Source organism: Pseudonocardia hydrocarbonoxydans, from assembly GCF_006539565.1.
GTDB classification, from domain to species: domain Bacteria; phylum Actinomycetota; class Actinomycetes; order Mycobacteriales; family Pseudonocardiaceae; genus Pseudonocardia; species Pseudonocardia hydrocarbonoxydans.
The window spans coordinates 120,384-132,885 of the sequence record NZ_BJNG01000003.1 but is presented as its reverse complement, the minus strand read 5'-3'; the positions used below and the strand labels follow the sequence as shown (position 1 = coordinate 132,885).

12 protein-coding genes are annotated in these 12,502 nt (G+C 74.5%); 6 read left to right on the top strand and 6 right to left on the bottom strand.

The annotated features are described in order from the left end of the window. Positions 1-120 precede the first annotated feature (120 nt). On the top strand, positions 121-1,608 hold the full coding sequence (locus tag PHY01_RS26865; RefSeq protein WP_218029970.1) for a serine/threonine-protein kinase: 1,488 nt from the start codon (positions 121-123) through the stop codon (positions 1,606-1,608). Between the two features lie 4 nt (positions 1,609-1,612). On the opposite strand, the gene bfr is transcribed toward PHY01_RS26865, so the two are convergent. Together bfr and PHY01_RS01920 are read right to left on the bottom strand one after the other, a co-directional pair. Next, positions 1,613-2,098, bottom strand: a complete 486-nt coding sequence (bfr, locus tag PHY01_RS01925) for a bacterioferritin (protein ID WP_141276436.1) — start codon at positions 2,096-2,098, stop codon at positions 1,613-1,615. A gap of 99 nt (positions 2,099-2,197) precedes the next feature. Further along, a complete protein-coding gene (locus PHY01_RS01920; RefSeq protein ID WP_141276435.1) occupies positions 2,198-2,395 on the bottom strand; it encodes a (2Fe-2S)-binding protein in 198 nt (65 codons plus the stop codon). Positions 2,396-2,480: 85 nt separating this feature from the next. On the opposite strand from PHY01_RS01920, the gene ligD reads away from it, so the two are divergent. From ligD to PHY01_RS01895, 5 genes are all read left to right on the top strand, one after another. Next, complete coding sequence (gene ligD, locus PHY01_RS28055; RefSeq protein ID WP_218029969.1) at positions 2,481-4,367, top strand: non-homologous end-joining DNA ligase; 1,887 nt, start codon at positions 2,481-2,483, stop codon at positions 4,365-4,367. 2 nt (positions 4,368-4,369) lie between these two features. Continuing rightward, positions 4,370-5,152: a glycerophosphodiester phosphodiesterase family protein gene (locus PHY01_RS01910; protein WP_141276434.1), complete on the top strand. Its 783-nt coding sequence runs from the start codon at positions 4,370-4,372 to the stop codon at positions 5,150-5,152. Positions 5,153-5,198: 46 nt separating this feature from the next. Next, positions 5,199-6,491: an MFS transporter gene (locus tag PHY01_RS01905; RefSeq protein ID WP_141276433.1), complete on the top strand. Its 1,293-nt coding sequence runs from the start codon at positions 5,199-5,201 to the stop codon at positions 6,489-6,491. A gap of 262 nt (positions 6,492-6,753) precedes the next feature. Beyond that, the gene (locus PHY01_RS01900; protein ID WP_141276432.1) at positions 6,754-7,098 is read left to right on the top strand and encodes an RNA polymerase-binding protein RbpA; all 345 of its coding nucleotides are present in this window, start codon (positions 6,754-6,756) and stop codon (positions 7,096-7,098) included. A 102-nt stretch (positions 7,099-7,200) separates the two neighbouring features. Continuing rightward, the gene (locus PHY01_RS01895; RefSeq protein ID WP_141276431.1) at positions 7,201-8,487 is read left to right on the top strand and encodes a cytochrome P450; all 1,287 of its coding nucleotides are present in this window, start codon (positions 7,201-7,203) and stop codon (positions 8,485-8,487) included. A 12-nt stretch (positions 8,488-8,499) separates the two neighbouring features. Here PHY01_RS01895 and PHY01_RS01890 read toward each other — a convergent pair whose 3' ends face one another. The 4 genes from PHY01_RS01890 to PHY01_RS01875 form a co-directional block, all read right to left on the bottom strand. Continuing rightward, positions 8,500-9,246, bottom strand: coding sequence for a polyprenol monophosphomannose synthase (locus PHY01_RS01890; RefSeq protein WP_141276430.1), 747 nt, complete (start codon positions 9,244-9,246; stop codon positions 8,500-8,502). Continuing rightward, complete coding sequence (gene lnt / locus PHY01_RS01885; RefSeq protein ID WP_141276429.1) at positions 9,239-10,831, bottom strand: apolipoprotein N-acyltransferase; 1,593 nt, start codon at positions 10,829-10,831, stop codon at positions 9,239-9,241. The genes PHY01_RS01890 and lnt overlap by 8 nt, the downstream gene beginning before the upstream one ends. A gap of 53 nt (positions 10,832-10,884) precedes the next feature. Further along, on the bottom strand, positions 10,885-11,529 hold the full coding sequence (locus PHY01_RS01880; RefSeq protein WP_141276428.1) for a dihydrofolate reductase family protein: 645 nt from the start codon (positions 11,527-11,529) through the stop codon (positions 10,885-10,887). A gap of 79 nt (positions 11,530-11,608) precedes the next feature. Continuing rightward, the gene (locus tag PHY01_RS01875; RefSeq protein WP_141276427.1) at positions 11,609-12,421 is read right to left on the bottom strand and encodes a PIG-L deacetylase family protein; all 813 of its coding nucleotides are present in this window, start codon (positions 12,419-12,421) and stop codon (positions 11,609-11,611) included. Between the last annotated feature and the right edge of the window lie 81 nt (positions 12,422-12,502).

The following is a 12,502-nucleotide window of genomic DNA, read 5'->3' as shown; positions in this document are numbered from 1 at the left end:
ACGTATCTTCGAACCCCCACTCCCGCACCTCGGGGCCGTGGTCCGCGTGTTATGACAGTTCCGTCCGTCCGTGCGTAGTCGTACGGCGGACAGGGCCGGACGGCTCAGTAGGGTGATCACGTGGACCCCCTCCAGGCCGGTGACCCGGACAGCGTCGGGCGGTACCGCCTGCTCGGCCGCCTCGGCGAGGGCGGGATGGGCCGGGTGTACCTGGGCCGCACCCCGGAGGGCCGCCAGGCCGCGGTCAAGGTCATCCGCGACGACCTGGCGGGCGACACCGGGTTCCGGCACCGGTTCCGCCGCGAGGTCGCGGCCGCCACGGCGGTCGCCGGGATGTTCACCGCCCGGGTGCTGGATGCCGACCCCGACGGCGAGCCGCCGTGGCTCGCCACGCAGTTCGTCGACGGGCCGTCCCTGCGCGAGGTCGTCGCGTCGCACGGGCCGCTCGACGAGCCGTCGCTGCACCGCCTGACGCTCGGCCTGGCCGAGGCGCTCAGCGCGATCCACGCCGCCGGGCTCGTGCACCGCGACCTCAAGCCCGCCAACGTGCTGCTGGCCGCCGACGGCGCGAAGGTCATCGACTTCGGCATCGCGCACACCTCGGGCGCGACCCCGCTGACCGGCACCGGCCAGATGATCGGCACGCCCGAGTACATGTCCCCCGAGCAGGTGGCGGGCAGCGGCCCGCCGGGCCCGCCGGGCGACGTGTTCTCGATGGGCGCGACGCTGTGCTTCGCCGCCACGGGACGGGGCCCGTTCGCGGCCGGGACGTCGGCGGCGGTGCTGTACCGGGTCCTGGAGGCCGAGCCGGACCTGCGGGGCATGCCCGCGGGAGCGGCCGACGTCGCCCGCCGCTGCCTGGTCAAGGACCCCGCGCGGCGCCCGACGGCACCGCAGGTGGCGATGTGGTTGCGCGGTGCCGCCACCCCACCGCCCGTCCCGGCCCCGCCCGTCCCGGCCCCGCCCGTCTCGGCACAGCCCGTCCCGGCGCGCCCCGGACGCCGGCGGGCCGTACTGACCGCGGGTGCCGCGCTGGGGGTGGTGCTGCTGGCCGGGGCCACCGCCCTCGCGGTCACCGCGGGTTCGGGCCGGGGGCCGGTCACGACGACCCCGCCCCCGACGCCCCCGACGCCCGCTGTCGTGTCCGACGTCGACCCGGACAGCCCGGAGGCCCGCTACGTCGACCGCCTCTGCACCAGCGGGGACCTGCTGGTGAGCCTGAGCGAGTCGGCCACGACCCCGTCGGTCACCGGCGATCCGGCGGTGGCCCGCCAGGAGTACCTCGCATCGGTCGGGCGCACGGTCAACGTCGTGGACGCCGCGCTGGCCGACTACCGGGTCCTGCAGGCCGACGCCCCGACCCCGGAGGTCGCCGCGGGGTTCGGGCTGGTCGTCGACGAGTTCACCGCGGCGCGGGCGTCGCTGGTGGAGGGGCAGGCGATCGTGGAGGCCGCCGACCCGCTCACCGTGGAGGCCTACGGGCAGGGCGTCGACCGGTTCACCGACGCCACCCGCAACCTGGCGCTGGCCGCCACCCTGGTGCAGGAGATCGAGCTCCCCCCGCGGTACCAGGAGGCGGGTGCGGTGGCGGCCGGCTGCCAGGACTGAGCGATCAGCCCGGGTTCGGGGGCTGGTCGACGAGCTGGGCCAGGTACAGCTGCTCGCCGAGCTTGCCGATCAGCTCGAGGTTGGTCTCGATGTAGTCGATGTGGTGCTCCTCGTCGGCGAGGATCTCCTCGAGCAGCGCGGCCGAGGTGGCGTCGCCCTTGGCCCGGCACATGATGACGCCCGGGCGCAGCCGCTCGACCACGGCGAGCTCGATCGCGAGGTCGGCCTCGAGCTGCTCCTTGACCGTCTGCCCGATCTTCAGGGTGCCCAGCCGCTGGTAGTTGGGCAGGCCCTCCAGGAACAGGATGCGGTCGGTGATCTTCTCCGCGTGCTTCATCTCGTCGATCGACTCGTCGCGCGTATAGGCCGCGAGCTTGGTCAGGCCCCAGTTCTGCTGCATCTTGGCGTGCAGGAAGTACTGGTTGATCGCCGTGAGCTCGCTGGTCAGCTGCGCGTTGAGCAGCTCGATGATCTCGGGGTCGCCACGCATGGGGATGTCCTCGCGTCGAAGTGTCGGTCGACGCAGAACCTAACGGCCGGTCACGGCCACGAACGAGCCAGGATCGCCTGAACGGCGGTAAGCGCTACCTCAGCCGGTGGCGGGCAGGTCGTCCAGCAGTGCCGGCGCGAGGGTGGCTGTGAGCAGCGTGTCGATGTGGCCCTGGCAGCCGCCGCAGCCGGTGCCGGCCTCGGTGGCCTCGCCGACCTCCTCGACCGTGCGCGCCCCGCGGGCGATGCACGAGCGGATGGTCCGGTCGCACACGGCGAAGCACATGCACACGTACACAGCCACTCCCTTGACGCAGGCACCCCTTTGTTTAGGCGAGCCTATGTTCGCATCCGGGCGGTGACGCGCGCAATAGTCTGTGCGGGTGCCGCTGGACGAGTACCGCCGCAAGCGCGACGCCGCGCGCACGCCCGAGCCGGTGCCCGAGACCGATCCGCAGGTCGAGGGCCCGGGCACGCGGTTCGTCATCCAGGAGCACCACGCGCGCCGGCTGCACTGGGACGTCCGGCTGGAGCGCGACGGCGTGCTCGTCTCCTGGGCGGTGCCCAAGGGCCTGCCCGCCGACGACGAGACGGTGCGCCTGGCCGTCCGCACCGAGGACCACCCGATGGAGTACCTGGACTTCCACGGTGAGATCCCGGCGGGCGAGTACGGCGCCGGCACGATGACGGTCTGGGACACCGGCACCTACGAGACCGAGAAGTGGCATCCCCGCGAGGTCGCGGTGGTGTTCCACGGCGAGCGCGCGCGGGGCCGGCACGTCTTCATCCGCACCGGGCGGGGGGAGAACGACTGGCTGCTGCGCCGCTCGGACCCCACTCCCCCCGGCCAGGACCCCCTCCCCCGCGACGCCCGCCCGATGGAGCCGACACCCGGCCCGCTCCCCGACGGCGACCGGTGGTGGCTGCAGGTCGGCTTCGGCGGGCGCCGGGTGATCGTCCGGGTCGACGGGGGCCGCGCGAGCGTCGTCGACGCCGAGGGCGAGGACCTCACCCCGACGCTGCCCCACCTGCGCGGTCTCGGCCCGTCGCTGTCGGCCACCCGCGCCCTGTTCGACGGCGAGCTGGCCCCCGACACCGCCGACCTGTGGATCGGCGACCTGCTCCACCTCGACGGGCGCGACACCGCGGCGCTGCCGTTCCGGGAGCGCCGCGCGCTGCTCGAGGCCCTGCCGCTGGCCGGGCCGCACTGGCGGCCCGCCCCGGTGTTCCCCGGCGCGGGCGCCGAGGTGCTCACCGCCGTCGCGGCGCAGGGGCTGCCCTCGGTGATCGCGAAGCACGGCGACTCCGTGTACACCCCGGGGCCGAGCGGGAGCTGGGTCGAGGTCGCCACGGCGCCGGGGAGGCCACCGGCGCGGCGCGCGCCCGTCGGGAAGGCCCGGCTGACCAACCCCGACAAGGTGCTCTACCCGCTCACCGGCACCACCAAGGCGCAGGTCCTGGAGCACTACCTGGCCGTCGCGGAGGTGATGCTGCCGCACCTGCGCGACCGGCCGGTCACGATGGTCCGCTGGCCCGACGGGGTGGAACGCGGCTCGTTCTTCGAGAAGGACGTGTCGCGGCACGCGCCGTCGTGGATCCGCACCGCGCGCGTCGGCACGCCGGGCGGCCGGTCCGAGAGCGCCGACTTCCCCGTCATCGACGACGAGCAGGGCCTGGCCTGGGCGGCCAACCTCGCCGCGCTGGAGCTGCACGTGCCGCAGTGGCGTCTGGGCCCCCGTGACGGGCGGCAGACCCCCGACCTGGTGGTGTTCGACCTCGATCCCGGCGAGGGCACCACGGTCGTCGACTGCGCGCGGGTCGCGCTGCGCATCGCCGAACGCCTCGCCGACGACGGCCTGGTCGCCTACCCGCGCACCAGCGGCGGCAAGGGGATGCAGCTCTATCTGCCGGTCACGGTGTCGCGCGCCGAGCAGACCTCGGAGTTCGCGAAGGCGCTCGCCGAGGAGCTCGCCGCCGACGACCCCAAGCGCGTCACCGCCGTCATGGCCAAGGCCCGCAGGCGGGGGCGGATCTTCGTCGACTGGAGCCAGAACAACCCGCACAAGACCACGATCGGCAGCTACTCGCTGCGGGGCCGGGCCCGCCCGACCGTGGCCACCCCCGTCACCTGGGACGAGGTGCGCGCCTGCCGCCGCACCGAGGACCTGACCTTCACCCTCGACGACCTGCCCGCGCGGATCGCCGAGCACGGCGACCTGATGGCGCCGGTGCTCGTCGAGGGGCCCCGGCTGCCGCGGCTACGCTCCTGACCGTGGGTCATCCCTACCTCGACGGGCCGTACCCCCGCGCCTACGCCCACCGCGGCTGGCACACCGGCGGCGGGCACGAGAACACGATGGCGGGCTTCACCCGCGCCGTCGACGAGGGGTTCTCCTACCTGGAGTTCGACGTGCACGCCAGTGCCGACGGCGTCGCGGTCGTCCACCACGACCCGACGCTGGACCGCACCACCGACGGCTCCGGGCGCATCGCGCTGCTGCACTCCGGGGCGCTGGCCGGGGTCCGGGTGGGCGGGTCCGAGCCGGTCCCGCTGCTGGCGGACGTGCTGACCGCGCTGCCCGAGGTGCGCGCCACGATCGAGCTGAAGTCGGCGGCGGCCGTCGACGTGACGCTCGCGGTCCTGGAGCGCCTCGACGCCTGGCCGCGGGTCTGCCTGGGTGCCTACGACGAGCGCTGGCTGCACCGGGCCCGTCGCGCCGCCGGCCCGCGGCTGTGCACCTCGATGGGGCAGACCGCCGCGCTCGGCCTGCGCACCCGGGCCTGGCTCGACGCCCTGCCCCCGCCGCTCTCGGCGCTGCCCGCCCTGCCGTTCACCGGGCAGCTCGCCCAACTCCCGCGCCGCTTCGGCCCGCTCACCGTCGTCGACGAGCAGCTGGTCCGCACCGCCCACGCCGCGGGCCGCGAGGTGCACGTGTGGACCGTCGACGACCCGGCGGAGATGACGGAGCTGCTGGACATGGGCGTCGACGGCATCCTCAGCGACCGTCCCGACCTGCTGCGGACGGTCCTGCAGGGTCGCGACGCCTGGGCCTGACGGCGACACCCCGCCGGTGGCCGGTTCCGCCCGCTACCCTCCGCCCGTGAGTACCGACGCGGCCGTGCCCGCCTCGACCGTGACGCGCGGCCAGGTGCTCGCCTGGGGGCTGTGGGACTGGGGGTCCGCCGCGTACAACGCGGTGATCCTCACGTTCGTCTTCTCCGTCTACCTCACCGACTCGGTCGGGGCGGACCTGCCGGGTGAGGTGAGCGCGAACAGTTGGCTGGGCTACTCGATCGGCGCGTCCGGGCTGCTCATCGCGCTGATGGCGCCGGTGATCGCGCGCCGGGCCGACGCCGCGGGCCGACGGAAGCGGGCCGTCGCGATCTGGACGGCGCTGACGATCGCCACGATGGCGGGCCTGTTCCTGGTGGAGGACGACTACACGTTCCTCGCGCTCGGACTGGTGCTGCTCGGGCTCGGGTCGATCTTCTTCGAGCTCGCGTCGGTGTCGTACAACGCGGTGCTCTCGCAGGTGTCGACGCCGGAGACGGTGGGCCGGGTGTCCGGGTTCGGCTGGGCGATGGGCTACCTGGGCGGCATCGTGCTGCTGCTGGTCGTCTACGTCGGGTTCATCGCCGGCGGCGGTGGGGTGCTCGACGTCCCCACCGAGAACGGCTTCCACATCCGGCTGGTGGCGCTGGTGGCCGCGGCCTGGTTCCTGGTGTTCGCGATCCCGCTGCTGCTGCTGGTCCCCGAGGTGCCCGCGTCGGCGGCGGCGCGGCTGGGCATCCTGGCCTCCTACCGCGCACTGTTCGCCGACCTGCGCGCCCTCTACCGCGACAGCCCGCACACGCTGTACTTCCTCGGCGCGAGCGCGCTGTTCCGCGACGGGCTGGCCGCGGTGTTCACCTTCGGCGCCGTCCTCGCGGTGACCGTGTACGGCATCGCCGAGGACGACGTCCTGATCTTCGGGGTGGCGGCCAACGTCGTCGCCGCGGCCGGGGCGCTGGCCGCCGGGTTCGTCGACGACCGGATCGGGCCCAAGGCGGTGATCGTCGGGTCGCTGGTCGGGATGCTGGCCGTCGGGGTGGTGCTGCTGGTGGTGTCGGGGCCGGCGATGTTCTGGGTGTTCGGGCTGGCGCTGTGCCTGTTCGTCGGGCCCGCGCAGTCGTCGTCGCGGACGTTCCTGGCGCGGCTGGCCCCGCCGGGCCGGGAGGGCGAGCTGTTCGGGCTCTACGCCACCACCGGGCGGGCCGCCTCGTTCCTGGCGCCCACGCTCGTCGGGCTGTTCACCTACCTGTTCGCCTCCGAGCGGGCCGGGATCGTGGGCATCCTGCTGGTGCTCGCGATCGGGCTGCTCGCCCTGCTGCCGGTGCGCAGGCCGGCCGTGTAACGCGGATCGGACGATCCGGTGAACACCGCTCGCTCGCCTGGTGACATAAGTCACAGTTGGCTGACACGTCACAGTCGCGTGTGCGATCGGGCCGGATGGGCCACACTGTCGGATCGGGGCGGCGAACAGCGGGTGTCGGTCATGTGACATCGACACCGGTCGTTGTCGTCCCGCAACGGGAACAAGCGGCTGCGACGCAGACGTTACACCCGGTGGTGACGACCGAGGGAGCCTCCTTCGGTCAGGATTGGGAGGAAGACGCATGGCCGACCGCGTGCTCCGTGGCAGCCGGCTCGGGGCTGTCAGCTACGAGACCGACCGCAACCACGACCTCGCGCCGCGGCAGTCGATGCGCTACGCGTGCCCGCGCGGGCACGACTTCGAGGTGCCCTTCTCGCACGACGCCGAAGCCCCGCACACCTGGGAGTGCCGCCTGCACGGCAGCATCTCCAAGCTGGTGGACGGTTCGGAGCCGGAGCAGAAGAAGACCAAGCCGCCGCGCACCCACTGGGACATGCTGCTCGAGCGCCGCTCCGTCGCCGACCTCGAGGTGCTGCTCAACGAGCGCCTCGAGCTGCTGGCCGAGCGCCGCCGCGAGATCGCCTGACCCTGCCGGGTCTGCACGGAGCCGGGCCGCCCACGGGTGGCCCGGCTCCGTCGCGTCCGGGCACTTGTGCCGGCGGCCGGGGCGCGCCACGATGCCGCGACGATGGACAGCGACCAGGACTCCCCCGGCCACCTCGCGTTCTGGGCCCGCCCCGACGCCGAACGCGCCGCGGTGTTCGCCGAGCTGCGCCGCAGGCCCCACGGCCTGCCGTGGGTCCCGTTCCGCAACCGCGCGCCGTTCGCCCCGAACCGGGACGGCTTCCACGCCGTCGTGCGGCACGCCGACGTGGTGGCGGCGAGCCGCGACGCGCGGCTGTTCGGCAACGCCCCGACGGCGGCCTCGCTCTACGACATCCCGCCGTGGCTGGTCCGCTACCTCGACTCGATGATCAACAAGGACGGGCCGGAGCACGCGCGGCTGCGCAAGGTCGTCGCCCGGGCGTTCTCGCCCCGGATGCTGGCGCGGCTGGAGGCCGACATCCGCGCCCGCGCGACCCGCATCGTCGACGACGTGCTGGTAGAGCGGTCCGGGGACTTCGTGGCGCGGGTCGCCCAGCGCCTGCCGGTGGCCGTCATCTGCGCGATGCTCGGGCTCGACGACTCCCACCACGACCTCGTGACCCGCCAGGGCAACGTCCTCGTGGGTTCGGGCGACCCGGAGTACAACGGGATCGAGCGCGGCTACCTGCTGCGCCACGGCGCGCCCGGCGTGCGGCACGTCGTCCCCGTCAGTGCCCGCCTCGCCCGCGCCGGGGAGCAGCTGCACCGGCTGGTGCGCCGTACCGGCCGCGACCGGTTGCGCGAGCCCCGCGACGACCTGATCTCCACGCTGGTGCACGCCGACGTCGACGGCGAGCGGCTCACCCCGCGCGAGGTCGCCACGCTGTTCATCCTGCTGGTGCTGGCGGGCAGCGAGACCACCCGCGCCACGATCACGCACGCGCTGGTGCTGCTCACCGCCCATCCCGGGCAACGCGAGCACCTGCTCGCCGACGTCGGAGGCCGGATCGGCGGCGCCGTCGAGGAGGTGGTGCGCCACGCCAGCCCGGTGCTGCAGTTCCGCCGCACCGCCACCGCCGACGGCGAGCTCGGCGGCACCCCGGTCCGCGCGGGCGACAAGCTGCTGCTGTTCTACACCTCGGCCAACCGCGACGAGGCCGTCTTCACCGAGCCGGACCGGTTCGACATCACCCGCTCCCCCAACCCGCACCTGGGCTTCGGCGGCCCCGGCCCGCACCACTGCCTGGGCGCGGCGCTGGCCCGCACCGAGTCGACGATCCTGCTCACCGAGCTGCTCACCCGGGCGCCGACGATCCGGGCGGTGGGCGAGCCGGACCGGCTGCTGTCGGACTTCGTGAACGGCGTCAAGCGCCAGGCCTACGCCCTCTGACCGGGCCCGGCCTCAGGCGCCCACCGGGGCGCGGCCGCGGCGCAGCACCCGGTCGACCCCCCAGCGGGTGACCATCCACAGGGCCTCGGTGACGATCGACCGGCTCATCTTCGACGCCCCCCGCTCGCGCTCGACGAACGTGATCGGCACCTCGCGCACCCGGAACCCGGCGAGCACGGCGCGGTAGGCGACGTCGACCTGGAAGCAGTAGCCCTGCGAGGCGACCTCGCCGAGGTCGAGCTCCTCGAGCACCTGCCTGCGGAACGCGCGGTAGCCGCCGGTGATGTCGCGGATCGGGACGCCGAGGGCCAGGCGCGAGTAGAGGTTGCCGCCGCGGGAGAGCCACTCGCGGTGCGCGGGCCAGTTGCGGACCGCGCCGCCGGGCACGTACCGCGAGCCGAGGACGAGGTCGGCGTCGCGCACGGCGTCGAGCAGGCGGGGCAGCTCCTCCGGGGCGTGGGAGCCGTCGGCGTCCATCTCGACGACGACCTGGTGCGGCCCGCGCAGCGCGTGGGCGAACCCGGCGAGGTAGGCCGCCCCGAGACCGTCCTTGGCCGTGCGGTGCAGGACGCTGATCCGCGGGTCGGCGGCGGCCATCCCGTCGGCGAGCTCACCGGTGCCGTCGGGGCTGTTGTCGTCGACGATCAGCACGTCGGCGGTGGGCACCGCGGCGTGCAGCCGCGCGACGATCGGCCCGATGTTCTCGCGCTCGTCGTAGGTCGGGATCACCACCAGCACGGGCCCCGGGGCCTCAGACATCCGACTTCCCTCCCGCCCTGCGGCGTGCCACGGCCGCCACGGCGACGGCTCCCAGCCCCAGGGCGACCACGACCCACTCGGGGCCCGACCGCAACCGGCTGGCCAGGGTAACGGTGCTGCGCAGCGTCGTCCGATCGACCAGGACGTCGGGGGTGAACTGCTGCGTGCGGGCGGTCACGGAGCCGTCCGGGGTGACCGTCGCGCTGACCCCCGAGGTGGTGACGACGACCGCCGACCGGTCGAACTCCACCGCCCGGATCCGCGACATCGCCAGCTGCTGGTAGGTCATGTCGCTGAACCCGAACGTGGCGTTGTTGCTCGGCACCGCGATCATCTCCGCGCCCGCGGCGACGCTGTCGGCGAGCAGGTCGTCGAAGGCGATCTCCCAGCAGATCGCGATGCCCACGCGCACCCCGTTGACGTCGAGTGCCCCCTCCCCCGGCCCGGGCAGGAAGTTGCTGGCCCGGTCGACGTAGGGCGAGAACAGGCGGAAGAAGTCGCGCCAGGGCATGTACTCGCCGAAGGGCTGGATGCGGCGCTTGTCGCTGCGCGCCACGACCCCGGCGCCGGGCTCCCACACCACGGCGGCGTTGCTCGACGTCGGCCCGTCGCCGTTGGCCAGCTCCGGCGGGTTGCGCAGGATCGTGCCGAGCAGGATCGGCACGCCGATCGCGGTGGCCGCGCGGTCGATCTGCGCGGCGGCGTCGGGGTCCTGCAGGGGGTCGATGTCCGAGGAGTTCTCCGGCCACACCACGACGTCGGGCCGTGGCGCGCGGCCCGCGGCGACGTCGGCGGCGAGCTCCTCGGTGACGCGCACGTGGTTGTCGAGCACCGCGCGGCGCTGGGCGTTGAAGTCCAGGCCCAGCCGGGGCACGTTGCCCTGGACCGCGGCGACGGTGACGACGCGGTCGGGCCCGCCGCCGAACGCCGGCACCAGACCGGCGAGCGGGCCGCTCACCAGGGCGGCCGCGGCCAGCACCGCGGGTCCGCGCACCGATCGCTCACGCGTGACGAGCCTGCGGACCAGCTCGCCCAGCGCGAGCCCGGCGAGCACCGTGACGAACGACAGCAGCGGCACCCCGCCGATCGCCGCCACCGGAAGGAACACGCCGTCGGGCTGGCCGAAGCCGACGCGCCCCCACGGCATGCCGCCCCACGGCACCCGCGAGCGCACCGACTCCCCGATCCCCCACACCGCCGCGGCCCACAGCGGCCACGCGGGCAGCCGGGACACCACCGACATCCCGGCACAGGCGACGGCCACGAACAGCGACTCGAACACCGACAGCGCGATCCACGGCAGCCACTGCACCAGCGAGCTGACCCACACCAGCAGCGGCGTCAGGAACGCCATGGAGAACACGAACCCGTAGCCCAGCCCGGCGCGCGCCCCGCGACCGCGCAGCACCGCGCCGAGCAGCGCGAACGCCGGCAGCGCGAGCCACCACAGCGTGCCGGGCGGGAAGCTCAGGTACAGCAGGTACCCGCCCCCGGCGGCGGCGGCCAGGCGGGCGAGGGGTGCGGTCCACCCGGCGGAGGCGGGAGAGCCGGCCTGCTCCGTGGGATCGGTCGTGGGTGCGGCCACCCGGGGAGCCTACGTGCGGCCCGTGTGGCCGCTGTGATCGCGGCCGGTCGGGCTCACCGTCGCCAGAACAGGTGGTGCACGACACCGCTGGGGCTCGGTACGACGTCCCGGTGGAAGCGGTCGAGCAGCTCGTCGGGCGACGACCACAACCGGGACCCGGCGCCCAGCGTGACCGGCGAGACGGCGACGTGCAGGGTGTCGACGAGGTCGGCGTCGAGGAACTGCCGGACGACGTTCGCGCCGCCCCCCAGCCGGACGTCCCGGCCGTCCGCGGCCTCGCGGGCCTGCGCCAGCACGTCGGCGGGCTCGCCCCCGACGAAGTGGAAGGTGGTGTCGGAGAGGGTGAACGACGGGCGCGGGTGGTGGGTCATGACGAACACCGGGGTGTGGAACGGCGGGTTGTCCCCCCACCAGCCCCGCCACTCGTGGTCGGCCCACGGGCCGCGCTGCGGGCCGAACTTGTTGCGCCCCATGATCTCGGCGCCGATGTTGCGGTGGAAGTCCCGGACCAGGTAGTCGTCCAGGCCGCGGCTGCCGCCGGGTTCGGTCCGGTTCGGCCAGCTCGCCGTGGCCCCGGCCCACGACGCCATGGTCGCCGGATCCGCGTGGCCGAAGGGGCGTTCCAGGCTCTGCCCCTCGCCGGCACCGTAGCCGTCGGTGGACAGGAGGAAGTTCTGCACTCGGAGCAGCTGCGGCACGGGTTCGTCCTTCCGGGGTTCGGGTGGTCCACAGCGGTGGACCACCGGGCGGTCCCGAACTCATCGGCGGGGCCCGGCGCTATCCCCGCGGGGTGGCGAGCAGGTGGGCGTTGCCGAGCCGGTCCAGGACGCCCTCGGGACCGCTGCGCAGGTACCACTCGTAGCCGTAGGCGGCCGCGAACGTGGCGTCCGGGACGTCGTCGGGGCCGAGCTGGCTCTCGTGCGCGACGATCGCCGCGCGCTTGACGGCGAGGTGCGCGGCGGTGCCGCTGATCGCCAGCGCGATCTCGACGGTGGAGCGCCCGAACGGCCCGGCCCCGCCGACGTCGTGCACGGCGCGGGCGGCGCCGTGCACGAGGTGCCCGTCGCGGGCGGCGGTGTGCAGGTGCTCGCGGTCGACGGTGGTGCGGTAGGCGGTGGCCCCGGTCAGCTCCGCGGCCAGCGCCCCGACGCGGAACGCCGCGTTGTGGTCGGGATGGCCGTAGATGCCGTGCTCGTCGTCGTGGACGATCGTGGCGGCGCCCTCGGCGTCGGCGAGCTCGGCGACGTGGCGGGCCAGCACCAGCGGGTCGGCGGCGGCCAGCGCCCGGGGGTGGGCCAGGCCGGGGCCGCCGGGCAGGCCGGAGTCGCGCCCGCCCAGCAGCACCAACCGGGAGACGCCGAGCAGCCCGGCCGCGGTCTCCAGCTCGGTCACCCGCCGCTCGGGCACCGTCTCGCCGGGGCGCAGCGGGACGCGGGAGCCGCCCAGCTCCCCCGCCGTGGCCAGCACGAGGACGGTGCGGGCGCCCGCGTCGGCCAGGCGCCGCAGCGTCAGCCCGGAGAAGATCGACTCGTCGTCGGGGTGGGCGTGCAGGACCAGGACGGTGTGGCCGCGGAGGTCGGGCTCGTTCATGAGGTGATCGCAGACGTGCGGGCCGCGCGGGAACGCGGGCGTGCGGACGGGGGCCGGGGGCGTCAGCTACAGCGACAGCAC

Coding starts and splice junctions, on each gene's coding strand:
- PHY01_RS01890 (WP_141276430.1), bottom strand. CDS start 9,246: ATGTCTGAGGCCCCGGGGCCCGTGCTGGTGGTGATCCCGACCTACGAC.
- PHY01_RS01895 (WP_141276431.1), top strand. CDS start 7,201: ATGGACAGCGACCAGGACTCCCCCGGCCACCTCGCGTTCTGGGCCCGC.
- bfr (WP_141276436.1), bottom strand. CDS start 2,098: ATGCGTGGCGACCCCGAGATCATCGAGCTGCTCAACGCGCAGCTGACC.
- PHY01_RS01875 (WP_141276427.1), bottom strand. CDS start 12,421: ATGAACGAGCCCGACCTCCGCGGCCACACCGTCCTGGTCCTGCACGCC.
- PHY01_RS01900 (WP_141276432.1), top strand. CDS start 6,754: ATGGCCGACCGCGTGCTCCGTGGCAGCCGGCTCGGGGCTGTCAGCTAC.